This is a genomic window from Planktothrix sp. PLAVEN19ND (genome assembly GCF_057220675.1).
The window spans coordinates 4,369,325-4,392,070 of sequence record NZ_CM170132.1; the positions used below are offsets into that span (position 1 = coordinate 4,369,325).

Genomic DNA, 22,746 nt, shown 5'->3' on the forward strand with positions numbered 1-22,746 from the left:
AAACTGGGTCAGGACAGGTTTTTTCCCGATTTAACTCAATCGCAGTGGGAAGTACGACATCCTGCCTGATAGGGGCGCGGGGTGGATAGCGACAAAAAACAAACTACAAAAGTGTTATATCTAGCTTAATCTAATAAATCGTTAGATTGAGCTAAAATTTGATTAAAGAAACTGGAAACCAAAGAAAGCACAATTGAACCAAATAATGCTGCCCAGAAGCTAGAAATTGAAAATCCGGGAGTAAAATAAGCCACTAAGGAAATAGAAATGGCATTGACAACTAATAAAAACAAACCTAAAGTTAGAATCGTTAAAGGCAGAGTAAAAATGGTAATAATGGGTTTAATAATGGCATTTACTAAAGCCATCACAACCACGGCAACGGCGGCAGCTTGCCAACTGCTAATGTTAAAACCAGGAACAATATAGGCTGTTATTCCGAGTGAAATTGCCGAGATTACCCAAGTAATAAAAAAATTGAGCATAGATTTTTCCTAAAAATGAGAATTAAGGTCTAGGTTGTTTTTAGAAACTTGTTATTCTAAAACAACACCCGTATCGATAATTAATTTTACATGATTATCAGGAATTACGCAATTACGCTATATATAGCGCATAGAAAATCTGGCGATTTTCGGCGATTTAGCCCAGAGAATCGTCAGACACCCGGATTAAATTAGTCTCAATTCATGAGTTTAAATCTCAATAAATTTGAGCTTTAAAGATGGATATTTAAGCTCTTGACTGAGGTATTGAGATTAGGGCTATTTAATTTTGATCAATACCCCTGCTTTTAAACCCTATAGCGATTTTTGCCTTTGTTTAAAGAGTATATATTTAACATCAAAAAACATTCCCTCTATACTCAGAGTATAGAGGGTTAGGGGATATATTCAAAATATATTGATCAGGAAAATTAAACGGTCTAAAAATTCATCCAACTTTATCCAAATCGATAGCCAAACCCCCGAACAGTAATCACATATTCGGGTTTGCTAGGATCTAATTCTAGGTTTTCGCGTAACCAGCGAATATGAACATCAACAGTTTTGCTATCCCCGATGAAATCTTGTCCCCAAATTATGTCTAATAATTGTTCCCGTGACCAAACTCGCCGCGGATAACTCAGAAATAACTCTAGTAAACGAAACTGTTTAGGAGATAGTTTCACCTCTTGACCACGAACCAGAACCCGACATTCTTCTTGATACAAAATTACTTCTTTATATTGCAGCATGACTGGCTCTGGCAGTTGACAATAGCGTCTTCGTCGCATTAAAGCCCGACAACGCGCCATAAACTCCCGCATTCCAAAGGGTTTAGTTAAATAGTCGTCGGCTCCTGCTTCTAAATAAAAAGCCGAATTATTCGCGCTCTCCCGCAACCCAATAATTAAAATGGCTACGGAATTTCCCTGATGTCGTAACATACGACACAGATCTAAACCGTTGATCGAGTCCATAATTAAAAGGTTAAATGGAAAATCACCGACGGGATAATTATGGTTTTGGATTGAGGGGAGGGCATCCCGCCCATCAGATGTCACCGTAACCCGATAACCCTGTTCTTCCAGAGCTAGGGAAAGCATTTCTCGCCAAGGCTGTTCGTTTTCCAAAAGTAAGATATGGCCATTTTGTCTTACATCAGAACGGTAAGGACTCTTGCTTAATTCAGGAGAAAACATAAAAAATTTTTTGTGGGTTGGATGAGTATAAGTTGTTGAAACTGGCTATTGTCGCCACGAGCAACTCGACATTCTGAGGAGTTAGTCCAGTGTCAACCATCCAACGTAATTATGTTCTCCGTTACGAATCCCTTCACATAGAGACGACCGATATCGGACTGCGAAGGGAAATCCAACCCCCGATTTTGTTGGGGGGTCGCTAGACTCATCCTGATTTAGCCTCGGTTCTAGGTTTTTAAGCATTGTTCACGCTCAATTTGCCTGGTTGTTGGAAATCTGAATATGGTCGACAGCTTCATAGTATTAGGAGAAGGTTAACACAAGGTAAAGCCAGGGTAATCTTATGGTTAAATTATTCTAATCAAATCAAAATTTTGAACGGGTCGTCTTTTGGGTTACCAAGGGGTCAATTTATATAATCGGTTTAACTTTTGTTTTTATTTGGTGAACAGACGACTCAGATACAATAAGAGCAAATCTGAAATTTTAAAGTTGTTTAACTTAACTTAACATAATGTTACTACATCTGAGTACCTGGCAAGAAGTAGAAGTTTACCTAACCCACTCCGGCGGTATTATCATTCCTATTGGTTCCACAGAACAACATGGGCCAACCGGATTGATCGGCACTGATGCGATTTGCGCCGAAGCAATCGCCAAGGGAGTAGGAGAAGCAACCAATGCCTTAGTTAGCCCGACTATCAATGTTGGCATGGCATTACACCACACGGCTTTTCCAGGTACTATCAGTCTGCGACCGACAACTTTAATTCAGGTAATCAATGATTATATCACAAGTTTAGCTAAAGTTGGGTTCACTCACTACTTTTTTATTAACGGACATGGGGGAAATATTGCTACCCTGAAAGCAGCTTTTTCTGAAACCTATAGCAATTTAGCTGATATTAATATACCCAAAGCCCATCAAGTCAAATGTCAAATCGGCAATTGGTTTATGTGTGGCTCAGTTTATAAATTAGCAAAAGAACTCTATGGCGATCAAGAAGGTTCCCACGCCACGCCCAGCGAAGTAGCTCTGACACAATATGTTTATCCTGATTCGATTAAACAGGGTTTCCTGACACCAGAAGTGGCTTCTGGATATCCTATCTATGGCTCAGAGGATTTTCGCCAACACTATCCCGATGGTCGGATGGGATCTAACCCCGCCTTAGCTACCCCGGAACATGGTCAACAATTTTATGAATTAGCTGTCAAGGAATTAAGTAAAACCTATTTAGATTTCCTGAATAATTAGCAAACAGTTAACAGTCATCAGTTAACTGTTTAGAAGTTGACGGCTATTTCTGCCACTGACAACTATTAATTAATGACTATTAATTAATGACTAATAACTGATGACTAATAGATTAAGTTCTGGATCGAAATTCAACAACGTCTTCCTTAATAGTCACATCATATCCACTCAAGAAATTTTGACCCAGTAAACCCACATCCAAAGCTGGAGCGATCGCAACGGTCAGATTATTTTTGATAGCTCCAGCAACATTAAGAGTCTGAATTGAACCTATTTCAAATTCAACTCCCTTTTGACTAGGTGTATCCGCTTTACCTCGCCCGATGGGAATCACCCCTAGGAGTTCCGCCATCGCAGAAGTAATAACCGTGCCACTTGCTCCAGTATCTACCAACATTTCAAAAGGAATTTGATCATTAAAAATTACTTGTATGACAGGAATTCCACCTTGTCTTCTAATAATTTTGGCCTGATGAACCCCCGGTGTTGACAGGGGAGAGACCGCAGTTTTTGGATCGATTTGCGGAAAAACACAAACTTCATTTAAAGATATAACCTGTCCAGCTTTTGTTTTTAGAAAACAACCCGGATGTTCTTGAGATAAAGCTCCTATACTATCAATTAATATTAATCCTGTGGTTGATAATAAAATCGAAACCAGGAAGATTAACCGAGATAAACTTTGATTTGGAACTTGATGATTAACAAACTTCAAAAAATAGGACATCATAGTTGCAGAACCCGACAATTGGTATAACCGAACTAAATAATAGGAATTTTTCATGATTAAAATAGGTAAATAGTTAATTAAATTCTTACAGAGATATTTGAAGCTGTCAATTTAGTAGAAAAAATATCAGCCTCAAACTAAAAACGTCAAAACAGAAAAACTGTTTGATTGATTCGGCATCTACCGATCTAAGATCTTGACCTAGGAAAATTTTACCCCTGAATTGAGAACGATATATCTTTTCGCGGTATTCTAAAAAATCGGAACCAAAGTCAGTTCGTTTAAGGAAGTCTGTGAAATACTTTTTTTTAACCGATGGATGGACAATTGGACGAGTCTGGGGAGTAGGGGGTCTGTGGGATCAAGCTCTGCGTCGCCGTCCACCAGAAATTCAAAGAATGGATCTGTGTCTTTGGGATCAGAATCAACAAGAAAAGATGTGGCTGTATCGGGTGGAAGATTCTGTCTTGATGTTAGAAGTTAGGCCAGACATCGCCACAATTACCGACTCCTCCAACACCATTGGTCAAGTGGTTCTCACCCGCTTAATTACGGCGGAACAAGTCCTAGAACGTTTAGCCAGTGCTACAACTGAATGTCAAACCAACCAAAGCCTATAGTCTATAGTCCGTGTGGGATTAATTGTAGTCAGCGTTCGTGATATTATCGAAAAATTGGGTCTAAAACCCCTAACTTCCTGGACATCTTTCATATTAGAATATAGATGGTCACTAAGAACCGCAGGACTTGCGGGGATAGTCTGTGGAGCGAACGTAAGACCAAGACTTTTTGAGGGTGGAGGCAGTTGCAAAGAAGCAGAAACCTAAATCGTGAGGTTTAGGAATCGCCGCACTTTTAGGACGGTGAGGATGTCAAAATTACTGCTCTCTTGAAAATCTCAGTCCCTTTAGACATGAAAATGTCAAAAAGCACTGGACAAAGAGGAGCAAAAACTCTTAAAACAACTAGAGAATCAACTTAATTCTCTATACCAGAAAATAAATAATTTGGTTCAATTAATTTAGTAGGGCGACACAGGCCCGAACTCTAGGCTTGTATCGTAGTAAGATGAGTAGAGATAGACCCTCTGGGGTAGCTGTGACTTAGACTTTGTAATTAGTACAGTAGTACGGTTAGGAGGTTTAAGAACTGCCACAAGGACATAGTGCTTAAAGGTCAGTCGCTCAATTAAGAATCCTCGTCTCTTTAGAGCGGGGATTGTCAAAAAAAGTAACCATTATCAACTAGAAGGAGCGTAGTCAATGGGACTACCCTGGTATCGTGTACACACAGTCGTTCTCAATGATCCGGGACGGTTGATTTCTGTACACCTGATGCACACCGCTTTGGTGGCAGGTTGGGCTGGATCTATGGCCCTTTATGAACTCGCAATTTATGATCCTTCTGATCCCGTCCTCAACCCGATGTGGCGTCAAGGGATGTTCGTCATGCCCTTCATGGCCCGCTTAGGAGTCACTCAATCTTGGGGAGGCTGGAGCCTCACCGGAGAAGCAGTAACTAACCCGGGGATTTGGTCTTTTGAAGGAGTAGCAGCTACTCATATCATTCTGTCTGGTTTACTGTTCCTCGCTGCCGTGTGGCATTGGGTCTTTTGGGATTTGGAACTGTTTACCGACCCCCGAACAGGCGAACCCGCTTTGGATTTGCCCAAAATGTTTGGGATTCACCTGTTTTTATCTGGTCTGCTTTGCTTTGGTTTCGGAGCATTCCACTTAACGGGTTTATTTGGCCCGGGAATGTGGGTATCCGATCCCTACGGCATTACAGGCAGTATTCAACCCGTTGCACCCGCTTGGGGGCCAGAAGGATTTAACCCGTTCAATGCGGGGGGAATTGTGGCTCACCATATTGCAGCTGGAGTTGTGGGGATTATTGCGGGTCTGTTCCATCTGTCTGTTCGTCCGCCCCAAAGGTTATACAAAGCCCTGCGGATGGGGAACATTGAAACCGTCTTATCCAGTAGTATTGCCGCCGTGTTCTTCTCGGCTTTTGTCGTGGCGGGAACCATGTGGTACGGTTCTGCTGCTACCCCCATTGAACTGTTTGGCCCTACCCGATATCAATGGGATAGTGGTTATTTCCAACAGGAAATTCAACGCCGGGTACAGTCTAGTGTTGCCCGTGGGGATAGCTACGCTCAAGCTTGGGAAAAAATTCCTGAAAAACTTGCCTTCTATGACTATGTGGGCAATAGCCCCGCTAAAGGCGGTTTATTCCGGGTCGGCCCGATGAATAACGGCGATGGTATTGCGAAAGCTTGGTTGGGTCATCCCGTATTCAAAGATTCTGAAGGACGGGAATTATCCGTTCGTCGTCTTCCTAACTTCTTTGAAACCTTCCCCGTGGTTCTCACGGATAAAGACGGTGTGATTCGGGCTGATATTCCCTTCCGTCGGGCTGAATCTCGCTACAGCTTTGAACAAGCTGGGGTAACGGTTAGTTTCTATGGTGGCGACTTAGATGGCAAAACCTTTAAGGATTCGCCTACCGTCAAGAAATACGCTCGTTTAGCCCAACAAGGGGAACCCTTCGAGTTTGATCGGGAAACCTTGGGATCGGACGGTGTGTTTCGGACGAGTACCCGGGGCTGGTTCACCTACGCTCACGCTTGCTTTGCATTATTGTTCTTCTTTGGTCATATTTGGCACGGTTCTCGGACGATCTTCCGGGATGTGTTTGCTGGGGTAGAAGCCGATCTCGAAGAACAAGTGGAGTGGGGTCTATTCCAGAAAGTGGGTGACAAAACCACTCGTGTTAAAAAGACCGTCTAGGATATTTCTAGTTCGAGCTTGTGGGGTATTTTTGTAAACCCTAATTTTCAACAGAGTTGGAACTTTAATTCATGAAGTTTCCAACTCTTTCTTTATGTGGAATTGATTGATCGAAGTTGATCATTTTTTTCTAAGTTCTAAAACTGGTAATGTGGGTTTAAATCCAGTGGGTAGTTCACTCTCTCAATGGTAGACTGTTATAAAACAATAGGTTTAGGGAAAATTGACATGGAAAGTGTTGCTTACATCTTAGTTTTGACATTGGCTTTGGGAGTTCTCTTTTTTGCAATTGCCTTCCGGGAACCGCCTCGGATTGGTAAATAACTAAATTAGAGCATCTTCGTCCACTCCAATACTGAGTTATGGGGTTTAAGGTTGGTTTAATGCTTTTTACACAGGGGGAAACCAGATACCCCTAAATTTTTCCCAGGGATTCGGGTGTTCATCAGTTTAAATAAAAACCCTGAGTACCCATAACTCGGTATTGGAATGTTAAAGAGTTAAAGGCTGTGCTTTGTAATCGCTGATCGGAAAACAACTGTTCAGTGAAACAACCGCTCAAAGGACGTTAATTATGCAGTGTCCAGTTTGCCAATATACGAATAGTCGAGTTCTTGAGTCCCGTGCTGCTGAATCGGGTAAAAGCATTCGGCGACGGCGAGAATGTCTTCAGTGTCAGCATCGCTTCACCACCTATGAACGGATTGAATTTGTTCCGATTACGGTGATGAAGCGGGATGGAAAACGGGAGTCCTTTGACCGTTCCAAGTTATTGCGAGGAATGGTTCGAGCTTGTGAAAAAACAGGACTTTCTGCTACGGATTTAGAATCAATTATTGATGAAATTGAAGCGGAACTGCAACAACGTTCCCAACGAGAAATTCCCACCCAGGAAATTGGAGAATTGGTTTTGCACCGACTTAAATCCTTGAGTGAAGTGGCTTATGTCCGATTTGCTTCGGTTTATCGACAATTTCAAGGGATTCGAGACTTTGCAGAAGCTTTGAATCACTTTGAAACGGGTAATGATCATGCTCAAGAGTTAGAACTCGTTGCAGAAGAAGATTCTGTCTGTGCCTGTGAGAATTCATCAATGGATGCCTCCGCTTCTCTGTGTTCTGCATCCCTACTCGGATCTCAACATTAAGATCAATCACCTGTCGTTAGTTTGCTAACAGTCTCTAGTTTATGCTATAACTCAGGGACGGTATTATATATATTGCCTACATATCAAAACAAAAAAACAAAAGTTAACGAAGAAGTATCGGCATTCGTCTGATATCCAGTTAATGACCTAGAGATCAGCACTAATTTTGTTTCGGTCGGAGCTTTCCTGACTCCCGTTGCAGTTGATCGACTTAACGGCAGGTGCGTTGCGACCTAAAAAATGATCCAAAATCGAAAAAAAATGATAGGATAGGAAAGCTAATCTACCAAACTGTGCCAAGATCGGCAAGATTAGCGATTCTCGGTATTCAAAAAATGTCCAGCCGAAATATAAATACCTGATCACAGGGGCGACACAATTGATAAACGAGAAGTCGGAGTATAGTTAAGGTTTTTGGGTCTGCTGTCGGACAGTCAGTGGGCTTTAGACAAATGCTTGTGTAAAAGAATCTGGATGCGGTTTTTAGGGCAGAGATGATCTAAGACTAGACAGACCCTTTGAAACAAGACTCTCCTTTTGCGTCAATCGCGATGTAAGAGTGGGAGTGTAAAATTGACTGGACGTGGTAATGCTCGTTTTTTCTGTCTTGGACAGGTATTCAGTGGTACTAACGATGTCGAGTCAGCAGTAGTTTTGATCGAAAAAGCGAAATATTGACCCTATCGGTCATGATCAAAAACAAGAGCGCTTACTGCAAAACAACCATTTAATAGGAGCAACTTTAGGATAAAACTCGCATGATCAATCAGAAAACAAAACCAAAAGATGTGGGCTTCACCCACGAAGATTTTGCCGCCTTACTCGATAAATACGACTATCACTTTAGTCCCGGTGACGTAGTGGCGGGGACAGTTTTTAGTCTGGAGCCAAGGGGCGCTCTGATTGACATTGGCGCTAAGACCGCAGCATACATTCCACTACAAGAAATGTCAATTAATCGGGTGGAAAGTCCTGATGAAGTATTACAGTCTAATGAGACCCGTGAGTTTTTCATCCTCACCGATGAAAACGAAGATGGGCAATTAACTCTTTCCATTCGTCGCATTGAGTATATGCGGGCTTGGGAGCGTGTTCGCCAACTGCAAGCCGAAGATGCTACCGTCCGTTCTCAAGTCTTTGCCACAAACCGAGGCGGCGCTTTAGTTCGCATTGAAGGATTGCGGGGCTTTATTCCAGGCTCCCATATTAGTACGCGCAAACCTAAAGAAGAACTCGTTGCTGAAGAATTACCCTTAAAATTCCTAGAGGTTGATGAGGATCGCAATCGTCTTGTCTTAAGCCATCGTCGGGCTTTAGTTGAGCGGAAGATGAACCGCTTAGAAGTGGGTGAAGTGGTAACAGGAACCGTTAGAGGAATTAAACCTTACGGGGCGTTTATTGATATTGGTGGCGTGAGTGGTCTGCTCCACATCTCAGAGATTTCTCACGATCACATTGACACACCCCATAGTGTTTTCAATGTCAACGATGAAGTCAAAGTCATGATTATTGACCTAGATGCAGATCGAGGTCGGATTTCCCTTTCGACAAAACAACTGGAACCCGAACCAGGAGCTATGGTTAAAAACCCTCAGCTTGTTTATGAGAAAGCCGAGGAAATGGCAGCCAAATTCCGGGAAAAACTTTTGGCGGCGGGCCAGGGAGCCACGACGGAAGAAGTTTCAACGGAACTCGATGAAGCTGATATTCCTTCTGCGATTGAGGAAGATATTCCTTCTGCGATTGAAGAAGATATTCCTTCTGCGATTGAAGAAGATGTTGAACCTGTGGCTGACGGGGTATAGGTTTCAACCCATCAAGACAAAAAGGGGGATTATCCCTCTTTTTTTTTATCATAAACAAATTAGAAATCCTATTATAGCAGTTGCCACATCTATTAGGACATTCTTGAAAGCTAAAAGCTACTTATAGTAAGTATTTACCTATTGCCCATTGCCCATTCCCTATTGCCTCTTGCTATAAAAATTGAATCAGGAGTTTTTGAGTTTGGTCACCCTAGAAGTTCAGAATATTACCTTTAAGAATATTGAAGCAGTTATTTTCGATAAGGATGGAACCTTAGAGGATTCTGCGGATTTCTTAAGAAATTTAGCTCAAAAGCGATCACGTTTAATTGATGCTCAAATTCCAGGCGTCGGAGAACCTTTATTAATGGCGTTTGGTGTTCAAGGAGATACCCTTGACCCTACAGGATTAATGGCCGTGGGTAGCCGACGGGAAAATGAAATTGCGGCGGCGGCCTATATTGCGGAAACTGGACGAGGATGGTTAGAGTCGGTCAATATTGCCCATCGTGCTTTTGCCGATGCGGATCAATATTTGAAATCTAGCCCCCCTTCGACCTTATTTGTCGGGGGTTTAGAAACCCTCAAATCCCTATCCGATGCAGGGTTAAAGCTAGGCATTGTGTCGGCGGCTCCAACGGCTGAAGTCCAAAAATTTGTCACCCACCATCAGCTAGAACCCTATATTAAATTTCATCAGGGGGTAGATGGCGGCCCGACAAAACCCGATCCGATTTTATTCCTGAATGCTTGTCAAGCCCTTGGGGTTGATCCCGCCCATACTTTAATGGTCGGGGATGCTCAAGGAGATATTGATATGGCGCTCGGGGCTGGGGCTGCGGGTTGTGTCGGGGTTTTTTGGAACCAATCCAACCCTAAACACCTAAATCGGGCGACGGTGGTGATCTCCGATTGGGATCAATTGAAAATTAAGAGCTTGACATTCCCAGGAGTATTCGGGGATTCTTAAAACAATTGGACTTTTAACGGCGATATCAAAACGCCTCTACCCACTCGACTAGGATCTAACCCTAATTTTGCGACTACTTTTCGCAAAGATCGTAATGTTGTCTGAAAATTTATGTAAAGATTTTTGTACTTTCTTTAAGATTTGTGTGCTATAGTCAAAACATGAGCAATTTTAAGATCATGTTCTGTTAAAGTTCATCCCCTGTTTTGAAACTCAGAATTGGTTTTTGTCCAAATTTTAGTCTGGAATTTACTTTATGTCATTTACAGTCGATTCAGCCCGTGGGATTTTTCCAAATACTTTAACTGCTGACGTAGTACCCGCTACCATCGCCCGCTTCAATCAACTTAATGCTGAAGATCAACTGGCATTAATCTGGTTTGCTTACCTGGAAATGGGTAAAACAATTACCGTTGCTGCTTTAGGCGCGGCTAATATGCAGTTTGCTGAAATAACGATGAATCAAATTCGGCAAATGTCTTTCCAAGAACAAACACAGGTCATGTGTGATTTGGCAAACCGAACCGATACACCAATTTCACGGGCTTACGGTAGTTGGACTGCCAACATTAAGCTAGGTTTTTGGTATCAGCTTGGGGAATGGATGGCTCAAGGAATTGTCGCTCCAATTCCATCAGGATATAAGCTATCAGCTAATGCAGCTTCTGTACTGCAAGCAATTCAAGCACTAGAATCAGGTCAACAAATCACTGTTTTACGCAATTGCGTTGTTGACATGGGATTTGATACAAGTAAGTCTGATAGTTTTCAGAGAGTTTCTGAACCTGTGGTTGTTCCTAAAGATATGGCACAACGGACTCAAGTTACTATCGAAGGCGTTGATAATCCCACGGTTCTCAACTACATGAATAACATGAACGCCAATGACTTTGAGGTGCTGATTGAGTTATTCACCCCCGATGGCGCGCTTCAACCTCCTTTTCAGAAACCAATTGTGGGGAAAGATGCTGTTCTTCGATTTTTCCGAGAAGAGTGTCAGAATCTCAAGTTGATTCCAGAGCGAGGCGTAACAGAACCCGCAGATGGTGGTTATACCCAAATCAAAGTAACTGGTAAAGTGCAAACTCCTTGGTTTGGTGCTGGTGTGGGCATGAATATGGCTTGGAGATTTTTGCTAAGTCCTGAAAATAAAATTTTCTTTGTGGCAATTGACTTGTTAGCATCACCTAAAGAGTTGTTAAATTTAGTTCGTTAATTAATAAACGAATCTGATTTAATATAGCAACGGGTTTAAACCCGTTGCCACCCAGACAGAACCCTAATTGTGTGGTTTTTTTAGAGTCTATTTTTTAATAAATAGTATATTTTAACTTGTGGTTTAAAGTGGAAGATAATAAATAGTTTTTATTTTCCCTGTTGGTGCGATTTAACAAACATAAGCCTAATTGTGGCTGTGTAAGTTCTGATTAATAAACCTTTTAACTTTAGTAATGATGCAAGTAAATGAGATTGAATGGTCTGAGGCAGAAAAAGAAGTAGCTAAAGCCGCCTTTGATACGGCTTATAAACGAGAAATAAAGGCTTTGATAGACGAAGTTCGTCAACAATCAAGTGCGATTGTAGAAATTGATGATATCTGGCGTTTGCACGACTTTTTAAGTGCTAGAAGACACAATATAGATGGCAAATATGATTATGAATATTCAGGACTAATTTTTATTTTTGCCAGTTTGGTTAAAGAGGGTTGGCTACATCTTAATGAACTAGATGGACTCAACACAAATAAGCTAACTAAGATAGCCGCGATTTCCCGTATTTGATACACAAGAGCAAATATCGCGGCGGGGATTCTTAAAACAATTTGAGTTTTAACATTGACAATCTGGCTACCAAAGCTGCCCTCCGCTCGGCTAAAGGGCGGGGCTTTAAACCCATAATTTTCGGTAAATTGGGAATAACCCCTGTATACTTGCTGATCGTCGCAACTTTCTATAATATAATCCGTCTGATCGGTGAAAGTGAAATTGCGGATTTGATGAGAATTAAGAGATGATCCTGTAGTAGTGTAATTTCAATCCGGTTCTACTGAATCAATCTCACTCGAAGATAAGGAGGAATGATTATTGTCTCGCCGTTACCTGTTTACGTCTGAATCCGTTACTGAAGGCCATCCCGATAAAATCTGCGATCAAATTTCCGATACGATTTTAGATGCCTTATTAACGGTCGATCCTAAAAGCCGTGTGGCCGCAGAAGTGGTTGTCAATACGGGCTTAGTGTTGATCACCGGTGAAATTACCACCAACGCGCAAATTAACTATATTGATTTAGCTCGGAAAAAAATTGCGGAAATTGGTTATGTTGATGCAGATAACGGCTTTTCTGCGAGTAGCTGCTCCGTTCTAATTGCCCTAGATAAACAGTCTCCCGATATTGCCCAGGGGGTAAACCAAGCCCACGAAGCCAGAGAACTGTTAAGCGACCAAGAACTTGATGCGATTGGTGCCGGGGATCAGGGGATTATGTTCGGTTTTGCCTGCAATGAAACCCCAGAACTGATGCCCATGCCGATCAGTTTAGCCCATCGGATTGCTCGGCAATTGGCAGCGGTACGGAAAAACGGGACACTTCCCTATTTACGTCCTGATGGTAAAACCCAAGTGACCGTGATCTATGAAGATGATCGTCCCGTGGGAATTGATACTATTCTAGTCTCGACTCAACATACCGAGACGATTGGGGATATTACCGATGCAGCGGCAGTACAAGAAAAAATCAAAGCCGATCTCTGGTCTGCTGTTGTTCAACCTGTATTTGAGGATATTGCCGTCAAACCCGATGACCAAACTCGCTTTTTGGTGAACCCAACGGGTAAATTTGTAATTGGTGGCCCTCAAGGGGACTCTGGGTTAACGGGTCGCAAAATTATTGTCGATACCTATGGTGGCTATTCCCGTCATGGTGGTGGCGCGTTTTCAGGTAAAGATCCCACGAAAGTAGACCGCAGCGCGGCTTATGCTTGCCGTTATGTGGCGAAAAATATTGTGGCTGCGGGGTTAGCTGATAAGTGTGAAGTTCAGTTGAGCTATGCAATTGGGGTGGCTCGACCGGTGAGCATTTTGATTGAAACCTTTGGAACTTCTAAGGTGGATGAAAACAAATTGCTTGAAGCTGTACAAGCCAACTTTGAACTTCGTCCGGCGGGAATGATTCAAGAGTTTAATTTACAAAAATTACCTGGTCTGCGGAAGGGTCGTTTCTTTCAAGATTTGGCTGCTTATGGTCATTTAGGTCGGATAGACTTAGATTTACCCTGGGAGAAAACCGATAAGGCGGAATTACTCAAAGCAGCCTTACTGCAACCTGTTGCTGCCCTTGGATAGTAGTTACCATTTTTTGTGGCTGAGGTTAATGATGGTGACAGCCAGGGGTCGGTTTGCCAAAAAAATTGCCCCCGTCGGGTTCGGGAAAACCGCTACTGATTTTTAAACCCACTAAAGTATTTAATATTGCTGTCTTATCACCCTTCAGTAAAATCTGGAGGGTTTTTCACATTTTTATTGAATTAAAGCAGTCGCCATCACACTTAGGATATGGATTCGCTGCTTTCTGGCTGGATGACAGCTTCTAAATTGTCCTAACTACCTTGACGGTTGCTATATTTAATGACTGAGAACAGTAGTAACAATAACAAACCCATGTCACAATTGTAGTTAGGGGGTCAAACCCTAAACTCAAAATGGGTTCTGTCAAACCCAGATAAGGTTATATGACTTGAAAATCTAAGGGTTAAGGTTTAACAAGATGAACCAAGAAAATGTTCTTTAGTCAAACGTAACATGGGAGGGAATGGGAGTATAGGCTGATGCCATCTGAAGACTTAAAATCTAACGCAACGAACCAAGATACTAAAATCTTTGTAGCCAATTCTTTCAAGGATTATATCAGACAACATAATCCCTTTCGATGGAATAAGCATTCGGGGTATCGTTGGTTTATTTATCAAAAAATTGGGTATGGCTATTTTTTAGCCATTGCTATTGGTTTTATCGGTTCAATTACGGGATTACTACTAGCGGATATTTACCAAAAACAAGCCTACTACCAATTATCTGATGCTCACCGACAAGCACAACTTTTCAATCACTTTAATACAGCAGTTCTCAATATACAATTGCAAAGTTATCACTTAATATCTTCTGCAGATCAGGCTAAAATTTGGAATCAGGAGCAAAAAAATATCCGCCATAACTTAACTGAAATTGAACAGCTTGTGGTTCAAATTGAAGATTTTATCGATCAAAATCCCAGCTGGTTAGTGGCGAAACCAACGGTTGTAAAATCATTTTTCATAACCTATAAAGATAGTTTAAAAACTTATGTTAAAACCGTTAATACCTTAAAACAAATTTCACCTAATTTATCGGAAAATTCAAAAAATCAAGGAGTTTATGAATCATTAAAATTATTATCTAATCAGCAATCTATTCAAACTTTGGAAAAGCTAAATAATCAGCTAAAAGATTGGTTAAAAGAAGCTCAAAAACAGGAAAAAATGAGTGAAATTTCGATGAAAAATGCTCGAAATTTACAAAATTTAATTATTGTAATTAGTGCATTTTTATCAGTTTTGATTTCTGTACTCACAGCTATAAAAACCACCCATTCAATTACTCAGCCTTTAAGTTTGACACAGCAAGTAGCGGAACAAGTTGCCCAGGAGTCTAACTATAATCTTCGAGTTTCTTCCCAGACTAATATTCATGAAATCTATTCCTTAGCTAACTCAGTTAACTACTTAATTGAACAAGTTGACCAACGCACTCAGCAGTTAGAACAATCAAAGAATTCAGCCGAATCTGCTAACCTGGCAAAAAGCCAATTCTTAGCTAATATGAGTCATGAGTTAAGAACACCTTTAAACGCTATTTTAGGCTATAGTGAAATGCTGGCTGAAGACGCAAAAGATTTAGGTCAGGATGAATTCGTCACGGATTTAGAAATGATCAATACAGCAGGGAAACATTTACTGTCTTTAATTAATGATATTTTGGATTTATCAAAAATTGAAGCCGGACGCATGGAATTGTATTTAGAAACTTTTGATCTAAAAGATTTAATTGAAAGTGTTGTTTCTACGGTTAAACCCTTAGTTAATCAGAATGATAATGTTTTAATTCTCAATTACGATCCTGGTTTAAATCTTATTTATTCTGACTCAACAAAGGTGAGGCAAGTTTTATTTAATTTACTTAGCAATGCGGCAAAATTTACACAGCAAGGTCAAATTACATTAACTATAACCCGTGAAGTAATTGATCCCCCTTTAGATTATTTAAATCCCGGAGATTTAACTTCTAATTCTTTACAACATTATCAGATTAATTTTTGTATTCAAGATACGGGGATTGGGATTCCTGAAGAGCAACAAAAATATGTTTTTGAGGCTTTTATTCAAGCGGATAATTCAACAGCCCGCAGATACGGAGGGACGGGATTAGGTTTAGCCATTAGTCGTCATTTTTGCAAAATGATGGGAGGGGATTTAAAATTACTGAAAAGTCAGGTTGGATATGGGTCAACTTTTAATGCTTCTTTGCGATCTTCACTGACCGTTGACCTAGGCTCATCACCAGAAATATCCCCTGAGAAAATATAGAGAAATCAAGACACCCGATTTTATCAAGTCGCATCTATCATGTTAGTATGAGTCTAATTTATATTAATTCCCATTTTTTGGGAAGTAGTTTAAAACTTTGAGTCGAGTTTCTGCCGTCAATTTTTGCATGAGGTTTGAGATGACACATCGCCCGATTATTTTAGGTATTGTTGGAGACAGTGCCGCCGGAAAAACAACCTTGACACGAGGAATTGCTCAAGTCTTGGGTGAAGAAAATGTAACGGTAATTTGTACTGACGACTATCATCGTTATGATCGTAAACAACGTGCCGAAATGGATATCACGGCTTTAAATCCAGATTGTAACTATCTGGATATTATGCAGCAACATCTAACTTTATTAAGAACAGGACAACCGATTCTAAAACCGATTTATAATCATCATCATGGAACTTTTGAACCTCCTGAATATATTAAACCCAATCGGTTTGTAATCGTGGAAGGTTTACTGGGTTATTCTACCCGTGGAATTCGGGATAATTATGATGTTAAAGTCTATTTAGCTCCTCCTGAATCCCTACGATCTCAATGGAAAATTAAACGAGATACAATGAAACGGGGTTACAGCGAAGAAGATGTAATTCTTGCCTTAAAACAAAGAGAAACCTGACTCAGAAGCATTTATTCGTCCTCAACGAAAATCAGCCGATGTAGTTGTTACCTTTTATCATCCAGATGGTGATGAAAATGGAATTAATTTGAACGTGCGTTTAGTTTTGCGTCCGACCATTCCCCATCCAGATTTTAGTGAAATTTTAGATCAACAAAGTGGTCATCATATTGAAACTGTGCGTCTGGGATTAGATCGAGATATGGGTAAACCAGTAGATGTCCTAGAAATTGATAGTCACGCCACCCTAGAACAAGTCAACGCATTAGAAATGATGCTTTGTAATGAATTACCAAGTTTGAAAAATTTCTGTAGTTCTGGAGGTAATCAAAATTTGGGAATTTTAGCGGGTACAACCGGAGAAATCATACAAAGTTATCCCCTAGCTTTAACCCAATTATTAATTGCCTATCACATGATTAAAGCGACTAAATTAGTTTAGTTAAACTGTAATTTTGAGTTGAGTAAAATTTCTTTAACAGGAGAAATTATTATTGATTATATCAAAATACAGTGAGTTTATATTGAGTTTGAAATTAGGGGAAATAACCCAAAAATTCTTAATCACAATAGGATTATTTCCCTGAGTTTTATCAGGTTTATCGACATCCCAAAGAGGAACGAGTTGCTACCCCAGTAGTTGAGTTTACCCCACTGGCAACTTCACACAATTGTCGAATTTGTTCTCGATCTAGTATGGCATCGCTAAAATCAGCGCCCGTAATTTTTGTATGACGAAAGGTTGATCCTAAAAATAATGCTTCAACTAATACCGCATCACTTAAATCAGCTTCGGTAAAATCAGCTTGATCTAACATTGCATAAGTTAAATTTGCTTGTTTTAAGCTGGCTTTCGTTAGAAGCCCTTTACTAAAAATAGCACCTTCTAAATCTGAATGATCAAATTTAGCTAACTCCATATTGGAATTAGCGAATTCAGCCGCAGGTAAAGACTGATTAGAAAAATCTCGTCCCTGTAGCAAACTATGACTAAAAAACAGATGGGCTGGATTGTTTGTCGCCCAGGAGGGAACAGGAAAAGCCAATAGCACTGTAGCCACTATTAAAACCATGAATTTCCCAAGTCTGATCATCTGTTTACCGCTCCACTTTACAATCAAATCCTTTATCAGAAAAATGGGTTTAAAACCCCGTCGTTGAGCGACGGCTTTTTATTCTAATTTTCAGTGTATATCAAAGAAGTAATCAAGTGAAAGATGACTTCATCTATTGAAGACTGATTTAAAGCATTTGTGGCTACATATTCCGTTCTGTTGGCAGAAACAGTAACCCGAAATAGTTTGACCTTTTTATAGGAGGGAAATTTATTTATTTTGATTAGCTTTCCCGGTTTTTGTTCGATTGATGACCTTTCGATGGGAAATGGTCGCCACCGGAGGAGAAGTCACCCAAGGGGGTTTAGGATTTTCCAACCCCGATAATTTAGCCCTTGATGCGCTCGGGAATTTATGGATGGTTCGGATATTGCCACCAGCCAACAGCATCAGCCCGTTGCCCCAGGCCGTCTAAGCGACAACCAACAACCCTTAGATGGCACAGATTTATTGGGTCTGTATGGCAATAATTCCCTTTGGTTTCTCCTTTGCTGTACAAACCACCCAAAGGGAAGAATTTATCCAAACTCGTCAAGTTCCTTTGGGTTCAAACTGGCCCGGTAAGCAACCCAACGATCCCCCTAAACCCTCATTAGTCGCAATTCGACGGATAAATTATCAACCTATTTTGGAAAAGCCAAACCCTCTCTAAGTCTGGGTTATACCGATTGAATCCGGTAAAAAACCAGTCTTAACTTTTGTTCCCCCACTTGACTCTGGAAAAACTCTAGTTAAGATATGATACTATTGGTTCAGTCGAGCTGGGGACTCCCTTGCTTTGTGGTATTTTAAGTGTCGGTGTGAGAATTGAGATGATGAACAAAGTTTTATTGAACACTCTAAAGCATAGTCCAGGCATTCTGGGAGCGGCTATTCTCTTAACTAATGCAGCCTTAGCAACTGAGGCTCCATCGGAGAAATTGGCAAATGCTACAGATATGGCAACCGTCACCGTCGAAGCTGCCCGTGCAGTTTCGACCTCTGGACATGATACTCAGTTGCAAGATCAAGCCAATTCCGAGTCAAAGACAGAGCAACTCGCCCTGTCTTTGACCCCTGATGTTCCGGTTGAAGCCACCAATTTAGTCAATGGTGAGGCTACAAACGAAAACAAACCGCAGACTGTTGCCACGGCTCAACAGTTAAACAGCTCAACTTCAGAGGCTTCGGCCCCACTACAAACTGCTCAAGCTTCTGAGTTCCAAGTGGCTCAGATGTCATCGACCGAGCCGAGCGAAACCAGCGTCTCAGGCTTAGAAAAAATTAACGAATATTCTGAAGCTGCCGATGCCCTAGAGCAAGTCACTTCAGTTTCTCAATTATCGGACGTTCAACCCACAGACTGGGCATTCCAGGCTTTGCAATCCTTGGTTGAACGCTATGGTTGTATCGCGGGTTATCCCGATGGAACCTTCAAAGGCAACCGGGCCATGACTCGTTTTGAGTTTGCGGCGGGTTTAAATGCCTGTTTAGAACGGGTTAACGAACTAATTGCGGCGTCTGTAGCCAATTTAGTCACCCGGGAAGATTTAGCCGTTCTGCAACGGTTACAAGAAGAATTTGCGGCGGAATTAGCCACTCTGCGCGGTCGTGTTTATGCCTTAGAAGCTAGAACCGCCGAATTAGAAGCTAATCAATTCTCTACCACTACTAAACTGCGTGGAGAAGTCATCTTCTGGGGTGGAGACGCCGCCGGAGATCGGGCTACTTATAACGTAGTGGGTCAGTTCGCTCACCAGGATAGTGATCCAACGGAAGCCTATTTTGGCTACCGCGCTCGTTTAAACTTTGATACCAGCTTCACGGGTCAGGATTTGTTGAGAACTCGTTTACAGGCTCAATCTATTCCTAACCTGTCTGCTTTCAACATCACCAATACCTTGATGAGTCGTACCGCCATCGATGGTGTCGACAATGGTGTCGTATTGGATGAATTGTACTACCGCTACCCTATCAGTAATGGTAAAGGCAATGTCTTTATTGGAGCTAAGGGTCTTAACGGTGATGATATCTATGACTCCATAACACCTTTTGGTGGTTCTGGGGATGGGGCGCTTTCCCGCTTTGGTCGGTATAACCCGACAACCTTCCGTGGCCCAGATGGAACTGGGGTTGGTCTGAAATATGCCTTCAGTGATCAGTTTAAAGTCAATTTAGGCTACCTCACGGATCGAGCCGAGTTTGCCAGCCAAGGAAATGGTGTCTTCAATGGTGGCTATACCACAGGTCTGCAATTGGTGTTTAAACCCAATCCTAATATTGGTATCGGTTTAGAGTATAACCACCGCTACTTCACCAATGGTAGTGTGTTTGTCTCTGGAGGCACAGGAAGTTGGATTGCCAATAAACCTTTTGGTGAGAATGCTACAACCAGCGAAAACGTAGGGTTACAAGGCAACTGGCGGATTTCCAAAAACTTTGAGTTGGGTGGCTGGTTTGGTTCCACCTGGGCTAACCAAAAGAATGGTGGTAATGACAGTGCGACCATTATTAACTGGGCCGTTTCTTTGGCATTCCCTGATATCCTGAAAGAAGGTGGCTTAGGTGGCTTAATTGTCGGTATGCCTCCTCAAGTAACCAGCCATGATATCAGTGCTTTGGAAGATAAAGATACCTCCATTCACATTGAAGGTTTCTACCGCTATCCCATCAACGACTACATCGCCATTACTCCTGGTTTTTATGTCGTAACCAACCCCGATCACAATAGCAACAACAATACAATCGTGGTCGGAACTTTGCGGACTCAATTCCGTTTCTAAAAGGTTATAACTTAATCGATTCATCAACCAAAAATAGGGAGAAACTCTGGTTTTCTCTCTATTTTTTTTATTGCATATATTGGTTAATAATCATATAAACTCTTACGCGGGTTACTTTTTACTAATAACTGACTGAGGCATGCGCCAAATTTTAATAGTTTTATCTTCACTGCCACTAACAACAACTTCGCCATTTGAACTGACTGCTAAAGCATTAATTGGCTTGTCATGACCCCATAGGGTTGCCAGTTTTTTGCCCGTTTTTAGATCCCAAATAATCACACTATCACCTCCACTAACCAAAGTTTTACCATCCTTGGTGATCGCCAATGACTTCACAGGATTATTATTAGCTCTCCAGACCTGTTTTTGTTCCCCCGTATCTGGTTTCCATAGCCGAATAGTGCCATCATCACCAGCGCTGATTAGGGTTTTACCGTCTGGATGATAAACCAGGGCATTAACAGTACCTTCATGACCTGAGATACTCCGCTTGCGAGTTCCTGTTTCCAAATTCCATAACCGAATTGTTTGGTCTGAACCTCCACTGGCTAGGGTTTGACCATCGGGACTAAATGCCAGGGCCTGAATTGCGCCTTCATGACCCGCAAATTTGAATTGTCGAGATCCTGTGTTTAAAGGCGAAAGGAGAATCGTTTTATCGTCACTGCCACTAGCTAAGGTCTGACCGTCAGGACTAAAAATAACTATATTTACACCTTCAGTATGTCCTTCAATCGTTCGGATTCTATTTCCATTCTTCAAACCCCACAGACGAATCGTTTTATCATTACTACCACTGGCTATAATTTTACCGTCGGGACTAATAGCCAAGGCTTTGACCCAACTGGAATGGGCTGGAATTGTTCGTGGTTTGACATCTGTTGTTAAATCCCAAATTTTAATTGCCCCAAAACTCCCCACAGCCAGGGTTTTATTATCGGGGCTAATGACAATAGCATAAATTTCACCAACGGCTCGTTCGTAGCTCTCTAAAAAAATACTGCCTGGCAACCCTTTCAAAATTAAAATTGGATTAGCCGGAATAAATCCATAACGGATATAACCATCAACCTGTGTATAAATTCCGGTTAATACCATTAAGGATGTTCCCAAAACCCAGAAATATTTAAGCTGAATTTTAGGAAATGTCAGTCTAGGAATAGAAAAATTAAACCAACTATTCCAGTTTTGCTCGACTTGCTTTTTGCCCGTGGGGGAAGACGGGGGAACTTCTTTTTCCTCACCTAGAGGTCTAATATCTTCTAAACATTTCAAGATTGCTTGTGGAGTCTGAGGGCGATTACCCGGAAAAGGAGCCATCAAAAAATCAATAGTTCCCGCAAATTGATCAGAAAGATTGGGCGCGCCCTTTCGCCATAATAACTTTCCAGTTCGAGGATTTTCTGGATAAGCAGTGGGAGGTTTTCCCGTTAATAAATAAATAAAAGTTCGTCCCAGGGCAAAAAAATCGGATTGAGGAACAGCTTTCCCATTCGTTTGTTCTGGGGGTGTATATCCAGGGGAAACAATCCCAGTTACATTTTGCCCCTGTTCTACCTTAGCGATATAGGTTCCCGAAACTTCCCTGGCGGTTCCAAAATCAATCAATACTAATTGTCCATTGGGTTTCCGCATAATATTCTGAGGCTTAATATCCCGATGGAAGTATTGCAAATTATGAACTTGCTCCAGGATCTCAGTTAGTTGTCTTAACCATTCCAAAGCGTGTTCTTGACTGATGGGTTCTTTTTTTCGTTCCTTCATCCAGTCCTGTAAATTTAGCCCTTCAATTTTCTCCATCACTAAACAGTGAAGGGCTTCGTCACTCCCTTTGGGAAGATAGGTAAAATAGCCATCGGGATCAACTTTAGGAATTCCTGGATGATTAAGCTGACTCAAAACTTTCGCTTCTTGTTTGAACAAAGCGACAGCTTTAGGATGGTTTTTTAATAAAACTTTTACAACCTTACATTTGCCTTGATCATCAATTTCAAATGTTTTGCCAAAACCTCCTCCTCCCAGTTGTTTGATCACACGATACCGTCCTTCCAGCAAAAGTTCTGAGCCACATTGACAGCAAGTGCGCCGATTCTCGTTTGCCGGATCAGTTGGATTTGGACACTTAGGATTAAGGCAATAACTCACATTGATCGAGAACCCAGATCTAGGTTGAAAATTTGAAAACCTGTGATAATAATAGCACTCCAGACACGAAAGCAACAAAAATAG

At 41.4% G+C, this 22,746-nt stretch carries 19 protein-coding genes and 2 pseudogenes; 15 read left to right on the forward strand and 6 right to left on the reverse strand.

All coding sequences use genetic code 11. From position 1 onward, the window contains the following. Positions 1-125: 125 nt before the first annotated feature. Positions 126-485 carry a phage holin family protein gene (locus AC2D3N_RS18600; protein ID WP_484691769.1) on the reverse strand — a complete coding sequence of 120 codons (360 nt, stop codon included), beginning with the start codon at positions 483-485 and terminating at the stop codon, positions 126-128. A 458-nt stretch (positions 486-943) separates the two neighbouring features. Further along, the gene (locus tag AC2D3N_RS18605) at positions 944-1,684 is read right to left on the reverse strand and encodes a winged helix-turn-helix domain-containing protein (protein ID WP_079676787.1); all 741 of its coding nucleotides are present in this window, start codon (positions 1,682-1,684) and stop codon (positions 944-946) included. A gap of 514 nt (positions 1,685-2,198) precedes the next feature. Between AC2D3N_RS18605 and AC2D3N_RS18610 the strand changes: the two genes are divergently transcribed. Further along, on the forward strand, positions 2,199-2,942 hold the full coding sequence (locus tag AC2D3N_RS18610; protein WP_484691770.1) for a creatininase family protein: 744 nt from the start codon (positions 2,199-2,201) through the stop codon (positions 2,940-2,942). Positions 2,943-3,054: 112 nt separating this feature from the next. Here the strand turns inward: AC2D3N_RS18610 and AC2D3N_RS18615 are convergent, their stop codons facing one another. Next, positions 3,055-3,726, reverse strand: a complete 672-nt coding sequence (locus AC2D3N_RS18615; RefSeq protein WP_234996586.1) for a retropepsin-like aspartic protease family protein — start codon at positions 3,724-3,726, stop codon at positions 3,055-3,057. A gap of 239 nt (positions 3,727-3,965) precedes the next feature. On the opposite strand from AC2D3N_RS18615, the gene AC2D3N_RS18620 reads away from it, so the two are divergent. The 12 genes from AC2D3N_RS18620 (at position 3,966) to AC2D3N_RS18675 (ending at position 17,079) form a co-directional block, all read left to right on the forward strand. Next, positions 3,966-4,292 carry a hypothetical protein gene (locus tag AC2D3N_RS18620; protein WP_079676784.1) on the forward strand — a complete coding sequence of 109 codons (327 nt, stop codon included), beginning with the start codon at positions 3,966-3,968 and terminating at the stop codon, positions 4,290-4,292. Positions 4,293-4,934: 642 nt separating this feature from the next. Next, positions 4,935-6,464, forward strand: a complete 1,530-nt coding sequence (gene psbB / locus AC2D3N_RS18625) for a photosystem II chlorophyll-binding protein CP47 (protein WP_079676782.1) — start codon at positions 4,935-4,937, stop codon at positions 6,462-6,464. 228 nt (positions 6,465-6,692) lie between these two features. Next, positions 6,693-6,788: a photosystem II reaction center protein T gene (locus AC2D3N_RS18630; RefSeq protein WP_006619121.1), complete on the forward strand. Its 96-nt coding sequence runs from the start codon at positions 6,693-6,695 to the stop codon at positions 6,786-6,788. A 250-nt stretch (positions 6,789-7,038) separates the two neighbouring features. Next, positions 7,039-7,611, forward strand: a complete 573-nt coding sequence (nrdR, locus tag AC2D3N_RS18635) for a transcriptional regulator NrdR (RefSeq protein ID WP_079676781.1) — start codon at positions 7,039-7,041, stop codon at positions 7,609-7,611. Between the two features lie 758 nt (positions 7,612-8,369). Then, positions 8,370-9,416 (forward strand): 30S ribosomal protein S1, encoded by a 1,047-nt coding sequence (locus AC2D3N_RS18640; RefSeq protein ID WP_079676780.1) that lies wholly within the window; start codon positions 8,370-8,372, stop codon positions 9,414-9,416. A gap of 202 nt (positions 9,417-9,618) precedes the next feature. Beyond that, the gene (locus tag AC2D3N_RS18645; RefSeq protein ID WP_079676779.1) at positions 9,619-10,386 is read left to right on the forward strand and encodes an HAD family hydrolase; all 768 of its coding nucleotides are present in this window, start codon (positions 9,619-9,621) and stop codon (positions 10,384-10,386) included. 256 nt (positions 10,387-10,642) lie between these two features. Then, complete coding sequence (locus AC2D3N_RS18650; RefSeq protein WP_079676778.1) at positions 10,643-11,602, forward strand: orange carotenoid-binding protein; 960 nt, start codon at positions 10,643-10,645, stop codon at positions 11,600-11,602. Positions 11,603-11,837: 235 nt separating this feature from the next. Then, positions 11,838-12,167 carry a hypothetical protein gene (locus AC2D3N_RS18655; protein WP_484691771.1) on the forward strand — a complete coding sequence of 110 codons (330 nt, stop codon included), beginning with the start codon at positions 11,838-11,840 and terminating at the stop codon, positions 12,165-12,167. Positions 12,168-12,470: 303 nt separating this feature from the next. Next, positions 12,471-13,730 carry a methionine adenosyltransferase gene (metK, locus tag AC2D3N_RS18660; protein WP_484691772.1) on the forward strand — a complete coding sequence of 420 codons (1,260 nt, stop codon included), beginning with the start codon at positions 12,471-12,473 and terminating at the stop codon, positions 13,728-13,730. Positions 13,731-14,212: 482 nt separating this feature from the next. After that, a complete protein-coding gene (locus tag AC2D3N_RS18665) occupies positions 14,213-16,006 on the forward strand; it encodes a sensor histidine kinase (protein WP_484691773.1) in 1,794 nt (597 codons plus the stop codon). 139 nt (positions 16,007-16,145) lie between these two features. Beyond that, positions 16,146-16,637, forward strand: a complete 492-nt coding sequence (locus tag AC2D3N_RS18670; RefSeq protein WP_484691774.1) for a phosphoribulokinase — start codon at positions 16,146-16,148, stop codon at positions 16,635-16,637. Positions 16,638-16,725: 88 nt separating this feature from the next. Continuing rightward, on the forward strand, positions 16,726-17,079 hold the full coding sequence (locus AC2D3N_RS18675; RefSeq protein WP_484691775.1) for a hypothetical protein: 354 nt from the start codon (positions 16,726-16,728) through the stop codon (positions 17,077-17,079). Positions 17,080-17,236: 157 nt separating this feature from the next. Here the strand turns inward: AC2D3N_RS18675 and AC2D3N_RS18680 are convergent, their stop codons facing one another. Both AC2D3N_RS18680 and AC2D3N_RS18685 read right to left on the reverse strand, forming a co-directional pair. Next, positions 17,237-17,698 carry a pentapeptide repeat-containing protein gene (locus AC2D3N_RS18680; RefSeq protein ID WP_484691776.1) on the reverse strand — a complete coding sequence of 154 codons (462 nt, stop codon included), beginning with the start codon at positions 17,696-17,698 and terminating at the stop codon, positions 17,237-17,239. Between the two features lie 170 nt (positions 17,699-17,868). After that, a pseudogene (locus tag AC2D3N_RS18685) lies at positions 17,869-18,006 on the reverse strand (IS701 family transposase); the annotation flags it as partial. On the opposite strand from AC2D3N_RS18685, the pseudogene AC2D3N_RS18690 reads away from it, so the two are divergent. Both AC2D3N_RS18690 and AC2D3N_RS18695 read left to right on the forward strand, forming a co-directional pair. Continuing rightward, a pseudogene (locus AC2D3N_RS18690) lies at positions 18,006-18,404 on the forward strand (phosphatase); the annotation flags it as partial. The pseudogenes AC2D3N_RS18685 and AC2D3N_RS18690 overlap by 1 nt on opposite strands. A gap of 163 nt (positions 18,405-18,567) precedes the next feature. Next, positions 18,568-20,514 (forward strand): iron uptake porin, encoded by a 1,947-nt coding sequence (locus tag AC2D3N_RS18695; RefSeq protein ID WP_484693775.1) that lies wholly within the window; start codon positions 18,568-18,570, stop codon positions 20,512-20,514. Positions 20,515-20,625: 111 nt separating this feature from the next. Here the strand turns inward: AC2D3N_RS18695 and AC2D3N_RS18700 are convergent, their stop codons facing one another. After that, positions 20,626-22,662 carry a serine/threonine-protein kinase gene (locus AC2D3N_RS18700; protein WP_079676767.1) on the reverse strand — a complete coding sequence of 679 codons (2,037 nt, stop codon included), beginning with the start codon at positions 22,660-22,662 and terminating at the stop codon, positions 20,626-20,628. Between the last annotated feature and the right edge of the window lie 84 nt (positions 22,663-22,746).

What these genes read in the sequence shown, in the direction of transcription:
- AC2D3N_RS18600 (WP_484691769.1), bottom strand. Translation starts at nt 485, where the DNA reads ATGCTCAATTTTTTTATTACTTGGGTAATCTCGGCAATTTCACTCGGA.
- AC2D3N_RS18605 (WP_079676787.1), bottom strand. Translation starts at nt 1,684, where the DNA reads ATGTTTTCTCCTGAATTAAGCAAGAGTCCTTACCGTTCTGATGTAAGA.
- AC2D3N_RS18610 (WP_484691770.1), top strand. Translation starts at nt 2,199, where the DNA reads ATGTTACTACATCTGAGTACCTGGCAAGAAGTAGAAGTTTACCTAACC.
- AC2D3N_RS18615 (WP_234996586.1), bottom strand. Translation starts at nt 3,726, where the DNA reads ATGAAAAATTCCTATTATTTAGTTCGGTTATACCAATTGTCGGGTTCT.
- psbB (WP_079676782.1), top strand. Translation starts at nt 4,935, where the DNA reads ATGGGACTACCCTGGTATCGTGTACACACAGTCGTTCTCAATGATCCG.
- AC2D3N_RS18630 (WP_006619121.1), top strand. Translation starts at nt 6,693, where the DNA reads ATGGAAAGTGTTGCTTACATCTTAGTTTTGACATTGGCTTTGGGAGTT.
- nrdR (WP_079676781.1), top strand. Translation starts at nt 7,039, where the DNA reads ATGCAGTGTCCAGTTTGCCAATATACGAATAGTCGAGTTCTTGAGTCC.
- AC2D3N_RS18640 (WP_079676780.1), top strand. Translation starts at nt 8,370, where the DNA reads ATGATCAATCAGAAAACAAAACCAAAAGATGTGGGCTTCACCCACGAA.
- AC2D3N_RS18650 (WP_079676778.1), top strand. Translation starts at nt 10,643, where the DNA reads ATGTCATTTACAGTCGATTCAGCCCGTGGGATTTTTCCAAATACTTTA.
- AC2D3N_RS18655 (WP_484691771.1), top strand. Translation starts at nt 11,838, where the DNA reads ATGATGCAAGTAAATGAGATTGAATGGTCTGAGGCAGAAAAAGAAGTA.
- AC2D3N_RS18665 (WP_484691773.1), top strand. Translation starts at nt 14,213, where the DNA reads ATGCCATCTGAAGACTTAAAATCTAACGCAACGAACCAAGATACTAAA.
- AC2D3N_RS18670 (WP_484691774.1), top strand. Translation starts at nt 16,146, where the DNA reads ATGACACATCGCCCGATTATTTTAGGTATTGTTGGAGACAGTGCCGCC.
- AC2D3N_RS18695 (WP_484693775.1), top strand. Translation starts at nt 18,568, where the DNA reads ATGAACAAAGTTTTATTGAACACTCTAAAGCATAGTCCAGGCATTCTG.